Source organism: Kitasatospora sp. NPDC057904 (genome assembly GCF_042887925.1).
Classification (GTDB): Bacteria; Actinomycetota; Actinomycetes; order Streptomycetales; family Streptomycetaceae; genus Kitasatospora.
On the sequence record NZ_JBHVOL010000003.1, the window covers coordinates 637,142 to 656,703 of the forward strand.

The 19,562-nt window shown below is 73.6% G+C and carries 15 protein-coding genes; 8 read left to right on the forward strand and 7 right to left on the reverse strand.

The genetic code is table 11. The features are described 5' to 3' along the window. The first annotated feature begins 35 nt into the window (after positions 1–35). Positions 36–746 (forward strand): spermidine synthase, encoded by a 711-nt coding sequence (locus tag ACFVSN_RS11540; protein ID WP_380442179.1) that lies wholly within the window; start codon positions 36–38, stop codon positions 744–746. Positions 747–809: 63 nt separating this feature from the next. Then, positions 810–1,853, forward strand: a complete 1,044-nt coding sequence (locus ACFVSN_RS11545) for a TetR/AcrR family transcriptional regulator C-terminal domain-containing protein (RefSeq protein ID WP_387954644.1) — start codon at positions 810–812, stop codon at positions 1,851–1,853. Between the two features lie 126 nt (positions 1,854–1,979). On the opposite strand, the gene ACFVSN_RS11550 is transcribed toward ACFVSN_RS11545, so the two are convergent. The 3 genes from ACFVSN_RS11550 to ACFVSN_RS11560 all read right to left on the reverse strand — a co-directional run bounded on the left by ACFVSN_RS11550 (position 1,980) and on the right by ACFVSN_RS11560 (position 5,552). After that, positions 1,980–3,950 (reverse strand): hypothetical protein, encoded by a 1,971-nt coding sequence (locus ACFVSN_RS11550; RefSeq protein ID WP_387954646.1) that lies wholly within the window; start codon positions 3,948–3,950, stop codon positions 1,980–1,982. Between the two features lie 177 nt (positions 3,951–4,127). Then, the gene (locus ACFVSN_RS11555) at positions 4,128–4,994 is read right to left on the reverse strand and encodes a TetR/AcrR family transcriptional regulator (RefSeq protein ID WP_380442171.1); all 867 of its coding nucleotides are present in this window, start codon (positions 4,992–4,994) and stop codon (positions 4,128–4,130) included. A gap of 33 nt (positions 4,995–5,027) precedes the next feature. Next, positions 5,028–5,552, reverse strand: coding sequence for an NUDIX hydrolase (locus ACFVSN_RS11560; protein ID WP_380442169.1), 525 nt, complete (start codon positions 5,550–5,552; stop codon positions 5,028–5,030). A 128-nt stretch (positions 5,553–5,680) separates the two neighbouring features. On the opposite strand from ACFVSN_RS11560, the gene ACFVSN_RS11565 reads away from it, so the two are divergent. Further along, positions 5,681–6,904, forward strand: a complete 1,224-nt coding sequence (locus ACFVSN_RS11565) for a serine hydrolase domain-containing protein (RefSeq protein ID WP_380442167.1) — start codon at positions 5,681–5,683, stop codon at positions 6,902–6,904. A gap of 55 nt (positions 6,905–6,959) precedes the next feature. Here the strand turns inward: ACFVSN_RS11565 and ACFVSN_RS11570 are convergent, their stop codons facing one another. From ACFVSN_RS11570 to ACFVSN_RS11580, 3 genes are all read right to left on the reverse strand, one after another. Beyond that, positions 6,960–7,283: a nuclear transport factor 2 family protein gene (locus tag ACFVSN_RS11570; RefSeq protein ID WP_380442165.1), complete on the reverse strand. Its 324-nt coding sequence runs from the start codon at positions 7,281–7,283 to the stop codon at positions 6,960–6,962. Positions 7,284–7,580: 297 nt separating this feature from the next. Then, complete coding sequence (locus tag ACFVSN_RS11575; RefSeq protein ID WP_387590667.1) at positions 7,581–9,104, reverse strand: aldehyde dehydrogenase family protein; 1,524 nt, start codon at positions 9,102–9,104, stop codon at positions 7,581–7,583. 500 nt (positions 9,105–9,604) lie between these two features. Then, the gene (locus ACFVSN_RS11580) at positions 9,605–10,552 is read right to left on the reverse strand and encodes a hypothetical protein (RefSeq protein WP_380503005.1); all 948 of its coding nucleotides are present in this window, start codon (positions 10,550–10,552) and stop codon (positions 9,605–9,607) included. A 297-nt stretch (positions 10,553–10,849) separates the two neighbouring features. Between ACFVSN_RS11580 and ACFVSN_RS11585 the strand changes: the two genes are divergently transcribed. After that, on the forward strand, positions 10,850–13,912 hold the full coding sequence (locus ACFVSN_RS11585) for an ATP-binding protein (protein ID WP_380442158.1): 3,063 nt from the start codon (positions 10,850–10,852) through the stop codon (positions 13,910–13,912). A 283-nt stretch (positions 13,913–14,195) separates the two neighbouring features. Beyond that, a complete protein-coding gene (locus ACFVSN_RS11590) occupies positions 14,196–15,260 on the forward strand; it encodes an aldose epimerase family protein (protein WP_387954648.1) in 1,065 nt (354 codons plus the stop codon). Here ACFVSN_RS11590 and ACFVSN_RS11595 read toward each other — a convergent pair. Next, positions 15,257–15,778 (reverse strand): GNAT family N-acetyltransferase, encoded by a 522-nt coding sequence (locus tag ACFVSN_RS11595; RefSeq protein WP_387954650.1) that lies wholly within the window; start codon positions 15,776–15,778, stop codon positions 15,257–15,259. The genes ACFVSN_RS11590 and ACFVSN_RS11595 overlap by 4 nt on opposite strands. A 309-nt stretch (positions 15,779–16,087) precedes the next feature. Between ACFVSN_RS11595 and ACFVSN_RS11600 the strand changes: the two genes are divergently transcribed. From ACFVSN_RS11600 to ACFVSN_RS11610, 3 genes are all read left to right on the forward strand, one after another. Then, positions 16,088–17,365 (forward strand): extracellular solute-binding protein, encoded by a 1,278-nt coding sequence (locus ACFVSN_RS11600; RefSeq protein WP_380442152.1) that lies wholly within the window; start codon positions 16,088–16,090, stop codon positions 17,363–17,365. A 136-nt stretch (positions 17,366–17,501) separates the two neighbouring features. Next, a complete protein-coding gene (locus ACFVSN_RS11605; protein ID WP_359972458.1) occupies positions 17,502–18,506 on the forward strand; it encodes a sugar ABC transporter permease in 1,005 nt (334 codons plus the stop codon). A 99-nt stretch (positions 18,507–18,605) separates the two neighbouring features. Further along, a complete protein-coding gene (locus ACFVSN_RS11610; RefSeq protein WP_387954652.1) occupies positions 18,606–19,511 on the forward strand; it encodes a sugar ABC transporter permease in 906 nt (301 codons plus the stop codon). The last annotated feature ends 51 nt before the right edge of the window (positions 19,512–19,562 follow it).

Genomic DNA, 19,562 nt, shown 5'->3' on the forward strand with positions numbered 1-19,562 from the left:
GACCGTCCCGCACCCGAGTCCGCCGAGGAACGCGCATGCCGACCGCACTGCCCGAACGGAACGACCGCGACGCCGTGGTCACGCTCGACCGGCGCGAGGGTCCGTTCGGCGAGGTGGTGCTGCGCCGGCGCGGGCCGGACTTCGAGATCATCGCCAACGGCTGCTTCCTGATGGACACCGCCGACGGCCGCTCGGAGCGGCTGCTGATCCAGGCCGCGCTCGACGAGCTCGACCGCGCGGGCGGAGCCGCCGGGCGGCCGTCCGTGCTGATCGGCGGGCTCGGCGTCGGCTTCTCGCTCGCCTACGCGGTCGCCGAGCCGCGCTGGGGGCGGATCGCGATCGTCGAGCGCGAGACCGCGATCATCGACTGGCACCGGACCGGGCCGCTCGGCGCCTTCTCCGGCGGCGCGCTGGAGGACGAGCGGGTCGAGGTGCTCCACACCGACCTGCTGGAGTACCTCGCCGCCGCCGACGGCGAGCGGTACGACGCGCTGTGCCTCGACATCGACAACGGGCCGGACTGGACCGTCACCGACGGCAACGCGCCCCTGTACGGGGCCGACGGGCTCGCGGTGCTGTGGCACCGGCTCCGGCCGGGCGGGGTGCTGGCGGTCTGGAGCGCCCAGCCCTCGGCGGCGTTCGACGAGGCGCTGCGGGCGGCGGGGTTCTCCGACGTCGCTTCGCACGAGGTCCCCGTCTCCCGGGGAGTGCCGGACGTGGTGCACCTGGCGCGGCGCGCGGGCTGATCCGGCTCGGGTCGGTCGGGGTCCGATCGTTCGTTTCGGTGCTGTGGGGCTGAGGAGTTGGGCATGGCGGAGGACGGGACGCCGTCGGGGCGGATCCTGGCGGAGCTCCGACGGCGGATCGCCTCGGGGGAGTTGGCGCCGGGGGAGCGCGTGCCGTCCACCAGGGCGATCACCCGGGAGTGGGGGGTCGCGATGGCCACGGCCACCAAGGTGCTGAGCCGGCTGCGGGAGGAAGGGCTGGTCCGGGCAGTGCCCGGGGTCGGGACGGTGGTGGCGGGGGCTCCTGTTTCTGCTGGTCCGTCGGCCGCCCCCGCGGCTCCGGGCGGCTCGACCGGACCTTCGGGGACGGCTGTTGCGCGGCGGGCGGCGCGGGGCGGGGAACGGGTCGCGGAGCGGGGTGGGGACCGGGGTGGGGACCGGGGTGGAGACCGGGAGCTGTCCCGGGAGCGGATCGTCACGACGGCCGTGCGGGTGGCGGACGAGGAGGGGATCGCGGCGCTGTCGATGCGGCGCATCGCGACCGACCTCGGTGTGGCGACGATGTCGCTCTACCGCCATGTGCCGGGCAAGGACGAGCTGTTGAGGCTCATGACGGACCGGGTCTTCGGCGAGGAGCCGCTGCCCGATCCGCTGCCGGCGGGGTGGCGGGAGGCGCTGGAGACGGTCGCCCGGTTGCAGTGGCGGATCTACCGGCGGCACCCGTGGCTGGCGGGCACGATGTCGTTCACCCGGCCGGTGCTGGCGCCGGACGCGGCCGTGCACACCGAGCGCACGTTGGCCGCGCTCGCCGGACTGGGGCTGGGCGTCGAGGAGATGGCCCAGGCGTCGGTCACGCTGGCGGCCTTCGTGTGCGGGCTGGCGGTGCACTTCGAGCGGGAGGCGCAGGCCGTCCAGGACAGCGGGATGTCCGCGGACGAGTGGATGGACCGCCAGGACGGCGAGGAGCGGGACCAGCTGATGGCGGACCCGGAGCGGTTCCCGATGTTCGACGCGCTGAACCGGGGGCCGGAGATCGACATGAGCCTGGACGCGCTGTTCGCGTTCGGGGTGGCGCGCATGCTCGACGGGATCGGCGCGGTGATCGCCCGGCGGTCGGGCGGGGGCTGACGGGCGACGGCGGACAGGTGACAGCGAACAGATGACAACTAACAGATTTCAGCGAACGAAATCTGAAATCTGTTAGTTGTCAGCTGTCATCCGTCTGCTCGCCGCCGTCTGCTCGCCGCCGTCGGCTCAGCCGAACGGCCGGGCCTCCGGCATCGGGGGCGTGGCCGGGGTGTCGGCGCCGGAGCGGGTGCCGTCCGGGGTGCCGTCCGGGGCCTCGACCGGGAGGGGCGGGAGGGTTTCCGGGGCGAAGGGGTTGAAGTCCGGCGGGGGCACCCGCACGGGCGTGCCCCGGAGGGCCGGGTCGCCGTCCGGCCCGTCCTCGTCGTCCGTCGGCGGGTGCCCCGGGCCGTCGACCTGGGCGGGGATGCGCGGCGGGACCGACGGCGGCGGCGGGACGGGCGGACGCTGGGGCGCGAGCGTGGTGCCGAAGGGGTCGCTCGGCTCGTCGGCCACCACCGTGCCGAACGGGTCGGTGGCCACGGCGGGCGCGCCGTCTGGGGCCTCGCCCGGGAGGGGCGGGAGGGTTTCCGGGGCGAAGGGGTTGAAGTCCGGCGGGGGCACCCGGACGGGCGTGCCGCGGAGGGCCGGGTCGCTGTCCGGCTCGTTCTCCTCGCGTTCCGCCTCGCGCTCCTCGTCAGGCTCGTTCTCGCCCTGCTCGTTCCGGTCCGGCGCGTCGGCGATCGCCGCGAAGGGGTTGAAGTCCGGCGGGGGCCCGGCCGCCGGGGTGCCCCGCAGTGCGGGGTCGTTCTCGGCCGCGGGCACGGCCGTCGCGTCGGCGAGCGCTGCGAACGGGTTGTGGTCCAGAGGCACGGCCGCCTCCCGTTCGGCGGGCAGAGGCAGGGGTACGGGCGCGGGCACGCCCGGCGTGCCGTCCCACCCGAACTGGACGCTCTTCAGCAGCTCCGCGAACGCCTCCGTGTACAGGTCCCAGTCCTCCGGCTGCGCCGTGGAGAGCTGGACGCAGAGCACCGACGCACCGTCCGGCAGCGGGACGAACGCCTCGACGACCGAGGTGACCACCCAGCGTCGCTGCCCGTCGGCGGCCAGCGCCCCGGGCACGGGGACCGTCCGGCCCTCGACCAGGACGGCGGCCGGCCCGGCCGGCAGCAGGACCGTCCACACCTCGGCGTGCCGGCGGACGGTGGCGAGTTCGGTGGCGAGCGCCGTGATCGGCAGCGGGTGCCGGGCGAGCGAGACGACCAGGGTGGCCTCGGTGGTGCGGCCGTCCGCCTCCAGGGCGCAGACGCCCGCGTAGACGGCGCCCGCGGCGTGGACCACGTCGGCGAGGGCGGCCGTGATAACGGCGAAGTCGCGGCGCGGGCCGGGGCCGGTGGCGCTGAACAGTTCCTCGGCGACCTCGGCCAGGTGTCCGGTCAGCCCGTCGACGGCCGCGGCGACGGCCCGGTCGGCGCCGTGGCCGGCCGCTCCGTCCGGCGTTCCGTCCGGCGTCGCGCCCAGCGGCGGCACCGCGCGGGACGAGACGCCCGCGGGGCCGTCGGGGGAGGTCAGGGGGTGGAAGCCGGGCGGCACGACCAGGCGGACCTCGGTGCCGGCGCCGGTGGCCAGCTCGACGGGCAGTCGGGTCTGCTGACCGCCCGCCAGCGCCGCCAGAGCGGGCGCGAACGGCGGGCGCAGCTTGGGGTCGGCGATCTCGCCGGTGACGGGCAGCTGGAAGAGCGCGGCGGAGGCGGTGCCGCGGTCGGCGGTCGTGCCGCGCACCGCGCCGCCGCCGTAGCGGGCGAGGAGCGCGGTGACGGCCCGTTCCGCGACCGGCGCGCCGGTGCCGGGGCGGGCCGTTCCGGCGGTCACGACGGTGCCGAGCCGGTCGACGGCGGCGTGCACCGGTCCGTTGGGCGCCAGCGGCAGGCCGAACAGTTCCTCGGCGGCCGGGTGCCGCTCCGACGACCCGCGCGACCCGCGCCGCGGGTCGAGCGAGGCCACCGGGTGACGGGAGGCGCGTCCGTCGAGGAGGGCGTCGGTGAGGGTGGAGAGGGTCGCGCTGACCTGCTCCGCGGCGGCGAAGGGGTTGGCCTCCGCGGTGGACCGGTCGTCGAACCGGCCGCCGAACTGGCTGTCGAACTGGCCGTCCTGGGTCAACTGTTGAGCCCCCCGCTCTGGTGCGTCCGCGGTCGGTGTCCGGGTGGTCCGGGCGCGCGCCCGGTGGCATGCCGCCGGGGTCCGCGGCTGTTCCCGGCCGTGGTCATTCCTATCAGAGCCCACCGTCGGGGCAGAACCGGCGGCCGTCCTGCGGACCACCGGCCAAGCCGGGGCCGGCTACTCCGTGGCCTGCGCCGACGGCCCGTCGGCGACGGGCTGAGCGGGCGGAGCGGCGAGCGCCCCGAGCGCCTCGGTGATCCCGGGCACGGCGAGCAGTCCGGCGAGGTCGTGCACGAGGCGCCCGGTCGGCCCGTCCGGCCGTTCGTCGGCGAGGAACGACGCGAGCTCGGCGCCGAGGGCCGGTTCCCGGGCGGCGGTGAGGACCAGCGCGGCGACGAACTCCTGCACCAGGTGCAGCTGCAGCTCCTCCAGCGGCACCGAGCGCTCGGCCAGCCATTCGAGCGAGGTGATCTCCGCGTTGGCGATCCAGGCGCGGACGGTCAGCCGCAGCCCCGGGCTCGGGTCGGGGATGGCGAGGTGGCCGAGGATCTGGTCGTGGGCGGCCCGCCGGACCTCGTCGATCACCGCCGAGGTGCCCGCGCTGGCGGCCACCGAGCCGCCGCGCAGCAGCGCCGCGAAGCCGGGTCCGTGGCTCTGGACGAAGTCCAGGTAGCGCCCCATCACGCGAAAGAGGCGTTCGGACAGCGGCCCCTCGGGGGGTTCCTCGAAGCGTCCGGCGAGCTCGCGCCCGGCCCGGCGCAGCGACTCCTCGTACAGCGCCTGCTTGCCGGGGAAGTAGTGGTAGACCAGCGGCCGGGAGGCGCCCGCGGCGGCGGCGATGTCGTCGATCGACACCTCCTCCGGCGGGCGCACGCTGAAGAGCTCCAGTGCGACGGCGATCAGCTGCTCGCGCCGCTCGTCGACGCTCAGCCGGCGGCGCGGGCGCTCGCCCGCCGCGGCGGGCGCGGCGGGCGCCGGGGTCCGGTCCGGGCCGGCGGTCCGTCCGGTGCGGGCGGCCGTCGGCGACGGCGTACGGGAGGCCATGCGCGCCACCTTATCCGGCGGGGGCAACGGGCCCTATGCGGCGCGGAAGTCCAGGTAGCGGCGGTAGGCCTCGCGGCCGTCGGGGACGAAGTCGTCGCGGGCGAGGCGCGCGTCGAGTTCGGCGGGGGTCAGCCAGTCGTGCCAGGCGACCTCGGACTCCTGCGGGGAGACCGGGCCGTCCCACTCGGCCTCGTACATGTCGCACCACCAGGACAGGTGGTCCTGCCGGAAGAGGAACTTGAACAGCGGGCGCGGGGCGATGCCGCTCACGCCCAGTTCCTCCTCGGCCTCGCGGACGGCCGCCTCGCCGTACGTCTCGCCGGAGCCGACGACGCCGCCGACGAACATGTCGTACGCGCCCGGGGCGAAGAGCTTGGTGTCGGTGCGCCGGTGGACGAAGATCCGCCCGGCCGGGTCGCGGACCAGGATGAAGACGCACCGGTGGGTCAGGCCCCGCCGGTACACCTCCCCGCGCACCGCGGTTCCGATCACCCGGTCGTGCTCGTCGACGACGTCCAGCAGCTCTTCGGCGGGGTTCACTGCGGCAGGGTTGGTCATGACGGACAGGTTAGGGTTTCCGGGCCCGGTTCGAACGCGGGCGCGAACACATTCGGACACGTGCAGAGACATGTACGGACAGGTGCGGTCGGGCCCGATCGGGCCGGACGAGCTGAGGACGGCGCGCGATGACGGAGATCTGGGGCGAGACGGCCGAGGGCTTCGAGCCGGTGCGGGAGGCCTTCGCGCGGAACTTCCGCGACTACGGCGAGCTCGGCGCCGCCTTCGCGCTGTACGTGCGCGGCCGCAAGGTGGTCGACCTGTGGGGCGGCGACGCCCGGCCCGAGGTCGGCGGCCGGCCCGCGCCCGCCGTCGCCTGGACGGCGGACACCGCGCAGGTGCTGCGCTCGGTCACCAAGGGCCTGACCGCGACCACCGCCCTCCTGCTCGCCGAGCGGGGCGAGCTCGACCTGGACGCGCCGGTGGCCTCCTACTGGCCCGAGTTCGCGGCGGCCGGCAAGGGCGGGGTGCCGGTGAGCTGGCTGCTCTCGCACCAGGCCGGGGTGCCCGCGCTGGACGTGCCGCTGCGCCTGGAGGACGTGCTGACCTGGGAGCGGGCGGCCGCGGCGGTGGCCGCGCAGGAGCCCGCCTGGGAGCCCGGCACCGCGCACGGCTACCACCCGTACACCTTCGGCTGGCTGGTCGGCGAGGTGGTGCGGCGGGCGAGCGGGCGCACCGTGGGCCGGTACTTCGCCGAGGAGATCGCCCGGCCGCTCGGCCTGGACCTGTGGATCGGGCTGCCGGCCGGCGCGGCGCCGCGTGTCGGCCGGCTGGTGGACCTGCCCGCCCCCGAGGCGGCCAGGACCGGGCCGAGCGGGCTGCGGCTGCGGCCCAAGCAGTCCGTCCGGGACGCCTACCAGGACCCGTCCTCGCTGACCGCCCGCTCGTTCGCCTCGGTGCGTCCGGGAGTGGACCTCAACGACCCGGCGGTGCAGGCCGCCGAGATCCCCGGGGCCGGCGGTATCGGGACGGCCCGTTCGCTGGCCCGGTTCTACGCGGCCCTGGTCGGGGCGGCGGACCGGCACGACGGCTCGGGCGGCACGCTCGCTCCGCTGCTCGGGCCGCAGGTGCTGGCCCGGGCGGTCGGCCCGGCGGTGAGCGGCCCGGACCGGGTGCTGATCGTCAACTCCACGTTCGGCCTGGGCTTCTGGCGGCACGGCCCGACGGCGCCGATGGCGTCCCGGGCGAGCTTCGGGCACCCGGGCCGGGGCGGCTCGCTGGGCTTCGCCGACCCGGACCTCGGGCTCGGTTTCGGTTACGTCACCAACGGGATGCAGCCGGGCGTGACCGGGGACATCCGCTCGCGCAACCTCATCCGCGCCGTGCGCGGGTGCCTGGGGCTCGACGGGTAGCGGGCCGGCCGGCGCTCGGGTCCGGCCGGCGGCGCCCGGGCCCGGCCGGTGCCGCTCAGGCCTGGCCGGTCTCGAAGCGGCTGATCTTCCCGCCCTGGACGGTGAACCGCCAGGCCGTGCGCATCTCGCCCCAGGTCGCGTTGGTGAAGTCGGCGACGAGGGCGTGGCCGTCGTTCGACTCGGTCCGCACGTCCATGTGTCCGTTCGGCTCGAAGATCTCCCGGTCGATCCACTGCATCAGGTCGCGGTCGGAGCCGTCGTCGGACATGGTGGCGTCCGGGGTGAGGGTGGCGAGGAAGGCGGCGCGGTCGTTCGCGTTGATCGCGGCGACGAAGGCGCGCACGGTGGGGTCGGAGAGCTTGGCGGGGGAGATGGTCATCGGGGCTCCCGGGTTGGAAGTGACGGGAGCCCCTGTGTACGACGTTCGCCGGGCGGGTCCGGGCATGTCGGCGGCGCGTCGGCGAAATTCACGCATTCATGTGCTTGGATCAACAAATGGGCGATTTGGTGGTATTTGCCCTGATGTCACGGGGAGTGGCAGCGGATCGGGAGACCGGCAGCGGTCTCCCGACCCGCGACGACTTCGGCCGCCGAAGGACCTGGCCGTGATCCTTGGCCGTGGTTCCTGGCCGTGGTTCCTGACCGAGATCCCTGGTCGGGAGGCCTGTCGGGAGGCCTAGAAGAAGCCGACCTCGTCGGGCGAGTAGCTGACCAGCAGGTTCTTGGTCTGCTGGTAGTGCTCCAGCAGCGCCTTGTGGGTCTCCCGGCCGATGCCGGAGTTCTTGTAGCCGCCGAAGGCCGCGTGGGCCGGGTAGGCGTGGTAACAGTTGGTCCAGACGCGGCCGGCCTGGATGGCGCGGCCGGCGCGGTGGGCGGTGTTGAGGTCGCGCGTCCAGACGCCCGCGCCGAGGCCGTACTGGGTGTCGTTGGCGAGCGCGACGCCCTCGGCGAAGTCGTCGAAGCGGGTGACGGAGACCACCGGGCCGAAGATCTCCTCCTGGAAGACCCGCATCCGGTTGTCGCCCTCGAAGACCGTCGGCGTCACGTAGTACCCGCCGGCCAGGGCGCCGCCGAGGTCGGCCTGCTCGCCGCCGGCGAGCACCTTGGCGCCCTCGGCGCGGCCGATGTCGAAGTAGGAGAGGATCTTCTTGAGCTGCTCGGCGCTGGCCTGCGCGCCGACCTGGGTCTCGGTGTCGAGCGGGTTGCCCTGGCGCATCGCGCGCACCCGCTCCAGGCCGTCGGCGAGCAGGCGCTCGTAGACCGAGGACTGGATCAGCGCCCGGCTCGGGCAGGTGCACACCTCGCCCTGGTTGAGGGCGAACATCGCGAAGCCCTCGACGGCCTTGCCGTAGAAGGCGTCGGTGGCGTCGGCGACGTCCTCGAAGAACACGTTGGGGCTCTTGCCGCCGAGCTCCAGCGAGACCGGGATCAGGTTGTCGCTGGCGGCGCGGGAGATGAGCCGGCCGGTGCTGGTCTCGCCGGTGAAGGCGATCTTGCGGATGCGGGGGCTGGCCGCGAGCGGGGCGCCGGCCTCCTCGCCGAAGCCCGTCACGATGTTGACGACGCCGGGCGGCAGCAGGTCCGCGGTGAGCTCGGCGAGCAGCAGGACGGAGGCCGGGGTCTGCTCGGCGGGCTTGAGGACGACGGCGTTGCCGGCCGCGATCGCCGGGGCGAGCTTCCATATCGCCATCAGGATCGGGAAGTTCCACGGGATGATCTGGCCGACCACGCCCAGCGGCTCGTGGAAGTGGTACGCGACGGTGTCCTCGTCCAGCTGGGAGATGCCGCCCTCCTGGGCGCGCAGCGCGCCGGCGAAGTAGCGCAGGTGGTCGACGGCGAGCGGGAGGTCGGCGGCGAGGGTCTCGCGCACCGGCTTGCCGTTCTCCCAGCTCTCCGCGACGGCCAGCCGCTCCAGGTTCGCCTCCATCCGGTCGGCCAGGCGCAGGAGCACCTGGGCGCGCTCGGCGGCGGACGTGCGCCCCCAGGCGGGCGCGGCGGCGTGGGCGGCGTCCAGGGCGGCCTCGATGTCCTCGGCGGTGCCGCGGGCGACCTCGGTGAAGACCTCCCCGGTGACCGGGGTCGGGTTCCCGAAGTACTCGCCCCGCACCGGCGGCACCCAGTCGCCGCCGATCCAGTGCTCGTAGCGCGGACGGTAGGCGACGATGCTGTCGGGGGTGCCGGGCGGCTGGTAGACCGTCATGCTCTGGTGTCTCCTCGCGACGTCGGGCGCTGCCCGTGTCCTGTCCTGCGGCCGGGCAGCGGGCCGGACCGCACGGTTCGGGAGCGGTCCGGCGGGAGGGATGTGAACGCGCGCTCGCGGCGGGGCCCGCCGGGGCGCCCGCCGCCGAGCACGATAGTCGCGACGGCGCGGCGCGGCTACGGTCCGTACGGAACTCGTGTACGGAGGGTGCGCGTTCCGGCCGTTGTGGAGATCGCCGGGGCCCGGCCGCGCGCCTCGTGGTACCAGGGCGCGCGTCGCGTCGGGCGTCGGGTGCACGGGCTCCGGGGTGTCCGGAGCCCCGGGGCGCGGCGTCCCGGGGGCGGGGCCGCGTCGGACCGGGGCCGCCCTGCGGCGCCCCGCCGTCGGCGGGTGCGGCGCTGGGGGAGAGGCGGGCGGCCCTGGTGCGGTGCCGGTGGGTGTCCGGCGCCAGGCGGAGCGGTCGGACAGCGCGGTGTCTGACGCAGTCTGACGGAGTGGCGTCAGACGGAGTGGTAGCGGCCCGTGCGGGACTCCCAGTACTGGTAGCCGGCCAGCCAGGTGAGCAGCCCGTCGGCGTAGCGCTGGGCGATGCTCGCCTCGACCCGGGACAGGCCCAGCTCCCGGTAGACCTCGGGGAGCTGGGCGTGCAGCTCGCCGCAGCGCTCCACCATGATCTGCGCCTCGTCGAGGACCACCGCGCAGGCCTCCTCGGCCGAGCAGCGGCGTTCGCGCTGGACGATCAGCACGAGGTTGTTGACGTCGCCGCGCGGGGCCTCCAGCGGGAAGGACCGCACGTCGTTGCTCAACGAGGGTATGTCGGCGGCCAGTTGGCGCAGCTGACGGAGCACCGGGTGGTGCAGGACGGCGGGCGGCACCTCGAACTGGCCGAGCCGTTCGACCATGTCGAAGATGGTCTCCATGGCCGCGGTGCCCCGCCGGAGCACGAGGTAGCCGGCCCGGTCCGGCGGGCGGGTGGAGATCCGGCCGGCGGCCTCGGCCGGGTGACTGGCCAGGTACCACTCCCAGTTGTAGGCGGCGCGGGCCTGCCAGCGGGCGGGCATGCCGCGCGCGCTGCGGTCCCAGAGATCCGCGAACGCGGTCTCGACGGGGGAGCGCTGGTCGGCGCGCGCGCCGTGCAGGACCGCGATGAGCCGCTCGCAGATCGGGGCGACCTCGGTGGGCCGGCGGCCGAGCGGGCCGTCGAACTGGTCGTCGAAGAGGAAGTAGAACCCCATCAGGTCGGCCGCGAGGGCGAGTTCGTCCGGCCCGGCGTCCGGGTAGCCCAGGGCGGCGAGCTCGACGATCTCCCAGTGGGCGTACCCGGGGCGGTCGGCGTCGGCCAGCAGCGGGTGCCGGTGGAGCCAGTCGCGGTGCAGTGCGGCGGCGTGCGGGATGTGGGAACTGCGGCGGTGCGGGAACGGGATCTGAAGTGAGGTGTCGTCAGACATCGGACTCCCGGTGCAGCGGAGGGTGGGGGCGCTAACGGTTCGGACACGGCGTGTGGGGGGAGTTGACGCAGCGAGGCTCTGTGCGTGAGGGTGGCAGGACAAGATCATCTTCGCCTCGCGGGCCGTAGGGTATCTGATGTAATGATCGGACGTTAGGGATATAGGGCAATTGCCCTTGGCAAGCCGTCCGAACCCTCACCGTCCGTCTCAGCCTGCGCGAATGCCGCACGGCACGCCCCCCGCGGCGCTAACCTCGGCACACGACCAGGGAGTCAGCAGGAGCGGCGGAGGCATGACGTGACCGAGCAGGGCAACGGACTTCGGGCGGGAACCGGCCCCGGCCGGGACGGGGACGGCGCCGCTCCCCGGGTCAGGCTGCGCGACCGTGACGCGGAACTGCGCTCCGCCGAGACCGCCGTCGAAAAGCTGTGCCGCGAATTCGCCGCCGGCGGCACCGAGATCGGCGAACTCCTCACCATCTCCGGCCGCCCCGGCATCGGCAAGACCAGCCTGCTCCACGAGGTGCGGCGCACCGCCAAGCTCCGCGACGGCGCCACCGTGCTGTTCGCGCGCGGCGGCGAACAGCAGGTCAAGGAGCCCTACCACGTGCTGCGCCAGCTCCTGCAGCCCGCGCTCACCGGTCTCCCGCCGGCCGAGTTCCGGCAGGTCATGGGCACCTGGGAGGAGGTCGTCGGACCGGCCATGGGCCTCAAGCAGCCCAAGGCCGGCGCCCGCCGGCTCGACCCGCAGGGCGTGCGCGACGGACTGGACTACGTCCTCACCCAGCTCGCGCCCCGCAGCGCGCCCCTGGTGATGATCGTCGACGACCTGCACTGGGCCGACCTGGAATCCCTGTCCTGGCTCACCCAGTTCGCCGTCCGCGCACGCGAACTGCCCGTCCTGCTCGTCTTCGCGTTCCGCGAGGACGAACACGACTGGCAACCCGAAGCCCACCCCCACCACTCCACCGTCCTCAAGCTCGCCACCCGTCGGCACGAGCTCAACCGCCTCTCCCTCACTTCGGTCACGGACATCATCCGGGCGGAACTCGGCGAGAAGGCCGAGGACGCCTTCTGCTACGAGTTCTGGAACGTCGTCAACGGCAACCCCTACGAGGCCATCGCCCTGCTCGACCAGGTCCGCGACCAGGAGCTCGAACCGGTCGAGGAGAACTCCGTCCAACTGCGCGAACTCGCCGTCGACGCCAACGGGATGACCCTCAAGACCTGGCTCGACCGGCTCGGCGCCAGCACCCTGCGCTTCGCCTGGGCCTGCGCCATGCTCGGCACCGACATCCGGATCGACCTCGCGACCCGCATCTCCACCCAGAGCGCCGAGGGCGCCCGCGAGTCCATCAAGCAGCTCCGCAAGCAGCGCGTCCTCACCCAGACCCCCAACGGGAACCTGGAGTTCGTCCACCCGCTGATCGGCAGCTCGATCTACAACACCATGCCGGAGGCCACCCGCACCGGCATGCACGGCGTCGCCGCGGCCGAGATCGAGAACGCCGGGCTCGGCCTGCTCTCCGCCTCCCGCCACCTCGTCGAGACCTTCGCGGGCGAGGGCGACGACCGCACCGTGCGCAAGCTGCGCAAGGCCGCCGCCGAACACCTGCTCATCGGCGCCCCCGAAGCCGCCCAGCGCTGCCTGCACCGCGCCCTCAACGAGCCGCCCGCCGACGGCATCCGCGCCGAGGTGCTCTACGAACTCGGCTGCTCCGCGCTGCTCACCGACCCCGTCGCCACCGTCAACCAGCTCAAGCTCGCCCTCGACCCGGAGGAGGGGCCGCTGCGCCCCGAACTGCGGGTGGACGCCACGTTCCGGCTCTCCGAAGTGCTCGCGCACAGCGGCGAACTGCGCGAGGCCGCGCTGGTGTGCCAGGAGGAGGTCGCCGCCACCGACGACGCCGCGGGCCGGCTGCGGCTCCAGGCCGCCTCGTTCATGTGGCACGCCTTCCGCAAGTCCGAGGAGGACGGCCCCGGCCGCTCCCGGCGGCTCGGCGAGATGTGCGAGGGCCTCACCGGCCGCGAGCCCGCCGACCGCGCGGTCCTCGCGATGCGCGCCTGGGACCTCACCCTGCGCGGCAAGCCCTCCGTCGACGCGCTCGCCCACGCCGACGACGTCCTGGAGGCCGGCCGGCTGCCCAAGGGACTCGGCTGGACCGACAGCACCTGGGGCTTCGAGCTGCCCGCGATGCTCGGCCTCACCTACACGTACAACGACCGCATCGCCCAGGCCGAGCGGCTGTTCGCCGACGCCATCGTCCAGTTCGAGGTCGCCGGGTGGAGCGGTGCCCACCGGGGCTTCGCCTACTTCCTGATGGGCCTCGCCCGCTTCCGCCGCGGCCTGCTCGCCGAGGCCGAGGACTTCCTGCGCCGCGCCCTGCGCCTCTCCGAGCGGATCGCCCCCAAGCTGCCGCTCGCGTGGGACGCCGTCGGCGTGCTCGTCGACACCCTGCTCGCCCGCGGACGCGTCGAGGAGGCCTGGGACCTCGCCACCGGCTTCGGCTTCCAGCCGCCGTACCACGACACCGCGATGGTCCTGCCCGACGCGCCCTCCCTGTACGGCAAGCTGCTCGTCGCCAAGCGGCGCTACGCCGGCGCCGCCGCCGCGCTCACCGAGGCCGGCGCCCAGCTGGAGGCCCGCGGCTGGCACAACACCGTCTGGGCGCCGTGGGCCGGCCACCTCGCCATCGCCATCGCCCAGGACGAGCCCGACCGCGCCCGCGAGTACGCCCACAAGGCCGTCCGGGACGCCCGGACCTTCGGCACCGCCTCGGCGATCGGCACCGCGCTGCGGCTGCACGCCCAGATCGAGGACGGCCAGCAGGCGGTCGAGCTCCTGGAGCAGGCCGTGGCCTACCTCGGCCAGTCCCCGGCCGGCTACGAGCACGCCGTCGCGCTGGTCGAGCTCGGGGCGGCGCTGCGCCGGGTCGGGCGGCTGGAGGACGCCCAGGAGTACCTGTACCAGGGCATCGAGCTGGCCCAGCACTGCTCGGCCGAGGGCCTGGTCGAGCAGGCGCGCCGGGAGCTCGCCAACTACGGCCTGCGGCCCAACCGCCTGGGCGACTTCCGCGCCTCCCGCGAGGCGCTCAGCCAGCCGGAGTGGGACGTCGCCCAGCTGGCGCTGCGGGGCGTGCCGCCGCAGCGGATCGCCGACGAGCTCGGGCTGCAGCTGAGCCTGGTCAACCGGCGGCTGGCCGCGGTCTACCGCAAGGCGGGCAGCGGGCCGGACGGCCTGGCCACCGCGCTCGGGCTGCCGGGCCAGCCGCGTGCCACCCGGCCGACGTGGCCGACCACGCCGGCCCAGCCGACCCGGCCGGCCGGGGACGCGGAGCAGGAAGAGGCGGGCGACGCGTAGAGCGTGTCCTTCGGCTCGGGCCGCCGTCGCGGCCGGGCGTCCGCGCCCGGCGGACGGAAGCGCTCGGGCGGCGCGCGGGGGTTCGGGAGCGCCCCCGCGGCCGTTCCCGTCGTTAGGCTGACGCAGACCGGGGCGGCCACGGCCGGCTTCCTGACGGTATTCCCGGCCCACCCCCGTTCCACCCCGTCCCATCCCCGGTCGGTTCCCGGCCGACCCCCCGGACCGACCCCCGTTCGGCGCGACCGCGGCACCCGCCCCGGCCGCCAGTGAGGAGCAGCAGGGCATGGCGACTCAGGCCACCGGCGTGCGCCACGAACCCCTCGACGCCTCGGGCGCGGGCGCCGCGATCCAGCGCTGGACGCTCACCGCCGGCCCGTACGAGGCGAGCGTGCTCACCCTCGGCGCCACCCTGCACACCCTCACCGCGCCCGACCGCGCCGGCCGCCCCGCCCAACTTCTGCTCGCCACCGACGAGCTGGCCCAGATCCTCGGCCCGGCCCGGCACTACGGCACCGTCGTCGGCCGCTACGCCAACCGGATCGACGGCTCGCGGATCACCATCGACGGCGAGGACCACCCGCTCGCCCCCACCGGCGGCGGCATGACCCTGCACGGCGGCCCCGACGGCTTCGCCAACCGGATGTGGGACGCCACCGGGATCCCGGGCGGCGTCGAACTGCGGCTGCACAGCCCGGACGGCGACCAGGGCTTCCCCGGCGCCCTCGACGTCACCGTCGCCTACACCCTCGACGCCGGCGGCGAGCTCACCATCGCCTACCGCGCCGTCACCACGAAACCGACCGTCGTCAACCTCACCAACCACGCCTACGTCAACCTCGCGGGTGAAGGCAGCGGCGACGTCCTCGGCCACCTGCTCACCCTCGACGCCGACGCCTACACCCCGGCCGACGAACGGCAGATCCCCACCGGGCGGATCGAACCCGTGGCCGGTACCCCGTTCGACTTCACGACGGCCCGGCCGATCGGCAAGTCCGTGCACGACGAGCACCCGCAGCTGACCGGGCCCGGCGGGTACGACCACAACTGGGTGCTGCGCCCGCGCCCGGCCGACGGCACCCCGGCCCGGGCGGCGCTGCTGGAGGACCCGGTCAGCGGGCGCACCCTGGAGGTGCTGACCACCGAGCCGGGCGTCCAGGTCTACACGGCCAACAAGTTCCAGGGCGCGGTGACGGGCGCGAGCGGGGTGGCGTACGGGCCGTTCGCCGGGGTCGCGCTGGAGACGCAGCACTTCCCGGACTCGCCGCACCACCCGGACTTCCCCGGCACGGTGCTGCGCCCGGGGGAGGAGTTCCGCTCGACGACCGTCCTGCGCTTCGGGACGAACTAGTCGATGACCCCCTGGCGCGCCGGCAGGTCCCGGCGCATGCAGAGCCGGGGCCAGCGGTCGAGGCCGTGCTCGGCCTCCTGGCGACGGATCTCCCGCAGGCCCGGCGTGAGTTCGCCGTCGGCGAGCGGGCGGAAGCCGCAGCGGGCGTAGTAGGGGGCGTTCCACGGGACGTCGGCGAACGTGGTGAGGGTGAGCGCGGGGGCGTCGGTGGTGGCGGCGAGGTACTCGATCAGCGCGCGGCCGATGCCCCGGCGGGCGTGGCCGGGGTGCACCGAGACCTGCTCGACGTGGCACGCGCCGTCGACCGGTTCGGCGAGCAGGTAGGCGATGGGGCGGTCGCCGTCGTCGACCGCGACGAGGGCGGTGCCGTCCGTCAGGTAGCGGGCGAGTTCCCCGGGGGCCGGGGGTTCGTCCTCGGCGATCTCCGGCATGCCGATGGCGGCGAACGGGGCTCCGGCGGCCCGTTCCAGCTCGCACAGCAGGGGCAGTTCGTCCTTCACGGCTGGTCTGATGCGCATGCCACCCAGTGTCCTGCAAGCGGCTTTCCGCCACGCAGGGTGGTGTTCCAGGCCACAGGCCGATGGAGCGGAACGGTCAAAGCCGGACATAGCCGGGCGCTGTCCACTACCGTGCGGCAACATCCAGGACACGCGGCTGTAACGATCGCCGTTTCTTGCAGAAAGTTTCTGCAAGGGGTTTCCGTGACGTTTCGCCCGCTGTTAACTTCCTTCCAGCCCGACGGCAGCGAAGGTGCAGTCGGCACGAGGCAGCCATTATGCGCCTGTCTCCGAACATCTCGGGCACCCCCACCCTCCCAAGGAGTTCTCATGCGGCGTGGCATCGCGGCCTCTGCCCTCGTTGTGGCCCTCGCGGTCTCGATGGCTGCCTGTGGCAGCAGCGGCTCCAGCTCGGACGGCAAGGCCGACGGGCCGGTCACCCTCACGTACTGGGACACCTCGAACGCCACCAACGAGGCGCCGAACTACCAGGAACTGGTCAAGAAGTTCGAGGCGGCCAACCCGACCGTCAAGGTCGACTTCGTCAACGTGCCGTTCGACCAGGCGCAGAACAAGCTGCAGACCGCCATGGGGGCCAAGGGCGCGCCCGACGTGTTCCGCTCCGAGGTCGGCTGGACCGCCGCCTTCGCCAAGGCCGGCTACCTGGAGCCGCTCGACGGCACCCCGGCCGCCGCCGACACCTCCGCCTTCCAGCCCAGCCTCGTCCAGCAGGCCAAGTACGACGGCAAGCTGTACGGCGTCCCGCTGGTCACCGACACCCTGGGCCTGCTCTACAACAAGGACCTCTTCGCCAAGGCCGGGATCACCGACGCCCCGAAGACCTGGGACGAGCTCAAGGCCGACGCGGCCACCATCAAGGACAAGGACGGCGTCGACGGCTTCTGGCTGAAGGCCGCCGACGGCTACTACGCGATGCCGTTCCTGTTCGGCGAGGGCACCGACACCGTCGACGCCGCCGGCAAGAAGATCACCATCACCTCGCCCGAGGCCGTCAAGGGCATCGAGACCTACAAGTCGATGTTCACCTCGCCCGGCACCGCCAAGGCCGACGTCACCACCGACGCCTACGCCCACATGATGGACGCCTTCAACAGCGGCAAGGTCGCGGCGATCATCCAGGGCCCCTGGGAGATCACCAACATCTACAAGGGCTCCGCCTTCGCCGACAAGAAGAACCTCGGCATCGCCGCCGTCCCGGCCGGCTCCAGCGGCAAGGCCGGCGCCCCGACCGGCGGCCACAACATCTCCGTCTACGCCGGCTCCGACGCCGCCCACAAGGCCGCCGCCGAGAAGTTCGCCGCCTTCATGACCTCGGCCGAGAGCCAGGCGTTCATCGCGCAGAAGAACTCCACCCTGCCGACCCGCTCCGACGCCTTCACCGCCGACGTCAAGGCCGACCCGGGCATCGCCGGCTTCCAGGCCGTCCTCGCCAGCGCCAAGCCGCGCCCCGAACTGCCCGAGTACAGCTCGCTGTTCGCCTCGCTCGGCACCAACCTCGGCAAGGCCGTCCAGGGCACCAGCACCCAGGACGCGCTGAACACCGTCGCCACCGACTACGCCAAGCTCCTCCCGGGCTTCGCCAAGTAGCCGTCAGCCGCCCGGCCCGCCGCGGGTGAGGGACACCCCCACGTCCCTCACCCCGGCGGGCCCGGCGGCCGGACCCGCTCCTCCCGAGGCGGCCGGACCCGCTCTCCCCGAGACCTCCCCCGAGAAGGTGTAATCGATGTCAGTCGCCGTGCAGGGCGCCACCGGCAAGGGCAGCCGGCCGCGCGAGCAGCGTCCGGGCCCGCTGGAGCGCCTCAAGCGCTCCTACGCCAAGCACTGGTACGCCTACGCGATGACCGCCCCGGTCGTGCTCGTGCTCGGCGTGCTCGTGCTCTACCCGCTCGTCGAGGGCGTCTGGCTCACCCTCACCGACGCCAACAGCCTCAACTCGGCCCGCACCATCGGCGTCAACCACATCCCGGCCAGCTACAAGTTCGTCGGCCTCCACAACTACGCCGACATCCTGTGGGGCCCCGGCTCGTACGACCGCTTCTGGTCCCACTTCGTGTGGACCATCACCTGGACGGTGCTGTGCGTCGTCCTCCACTACACCATCGGCCTGGGCCTCGCCCTGCTGCTGAACAAGAAGCTGCGCGGACGCGCCGTCTACCGGATGCTGCTCATCCTCCCGTGGGCCGTGCCGACCTTCGTCACCGTCTTCTCCTGGCGCCTGATGCTCGCCGACGGCGGCGCCGTCAACGGCCTGCTCTCCGCCCTCCACCTGCCCCAGCCCGGCTGGCTGGACGACCCGCTGGCGCAGAAGGCCGCCGCCGTCCTGGTCAACACCTGGGTCGGCGTGCCGTTCATGATGATCTCGCTGCTCGGCGGCCTGCAGTCCATCCCGGCCGAGCTGTACGAGGCCGCCGAGATGGACGGCGCCACCCCGTGGCAGCGCTTCCGCCACGTCACCCTGCCCGGACTGCGCACCGTCTCCTCGACCGTCGTCCTGCTCGGCGTGATCTGGACCTTCAACCAGTTCGCCGTCATCTTCCTGCTGTTCGGCACCAGCGGCGGCTCCGACGCCCAGCTGCTCGTCACCTGGGCCTACCGCCTCGGCTTCGGCCAGCAGCCCCGGGACTACGCGCAGTCCGCCGCGTACGGCGTGATCCTGCTGTCCATCCTCATCGTCTTCACCGCCTTCTACCGGCGCTGGCTCGCCCGCAACGAGCAGGCCAACGGCTAGCAGGCCGACAGCCAGCAGGCCAACGGCCAACAGGCCAACAGCAACAGGCCAACGGCTGCGGCCCCGGACCCAGTTGACCCACGAAGGCAGGTACCCCCGATGAGCACCACCACCGAAGCCGCCGCGCCGGCCGCGCGCCCCGCACCGGCCACCCGGCCCGCCAAGGTCCGCCGCCGCGGCGAGAGCAGCCCGCTGGTCACCGCGCTGTCCCACGGCGCCCTGATCCTCGCCAGCCTGATCGCCCTGTTCCCGGTGCTGTGGATCCTCTACATCTCGCTCGGCCCGGACAAGACGGACTACCTCCACCCCGGGAAGATCCTCGGCAAGCTGACCCTGTCGAACTACGACCACGTGCTGTTCGGCACCGACTTCTTCACCTGGTTCGGCAACTCCTTCCTGGTCTCCGGCATCACCACGGTGTTCGGCGTCATGGTCGCCGCCACCACCGGCTACGCCGTCTCCCGGATGAAGTTCCCCGGCCACAAGCCGCTCATGTGGTCGCTGCTGGTCACCCAGATGTTCCCGATCGCGGTGCTGATCGTGCCGATGTACACGATCCTGTCCGAGCTCGGCCTGCTCGACGGCTACACCGGTCTGATCCTGGTCTACTCGACCACCACCGTGCCGTACTGCGCCTGGCTGCTGAAGGGCTACTTCGACACCATCCCGGTGGAGATCGACGAGGCCGGCCGGGTCGACGGGCTCAGCCCGATCGGCACCTTCTGGCGGCTGGTCCTGCCGCTCGCCCGCCCGGGCCTGGCGGTGGCCGCGTTCTACTCCTTCCTGACCGCCTGGGCCGAGGTCGCGTTCGCCTCCACCTTCATGCTCAGCTCCGACAAGTACACGCTGGCCGTCGGCCTGCAGACCTTCGTCAGCGAGCACGACGCCCAGTGGAACTTCATGGCCGCGACCGCGGTGCTGATCGCGATCCCGTCCTCCGTCTTCTTCTACCTGGTGCAGCGACACCTGGTCACCGGCCTGACCGCCGGCGCCTCCAAGTCGTAACGCCGGCACACGCCGGCACTCGACAGCACCCGTCTCAGCGCTCCTCGCTCC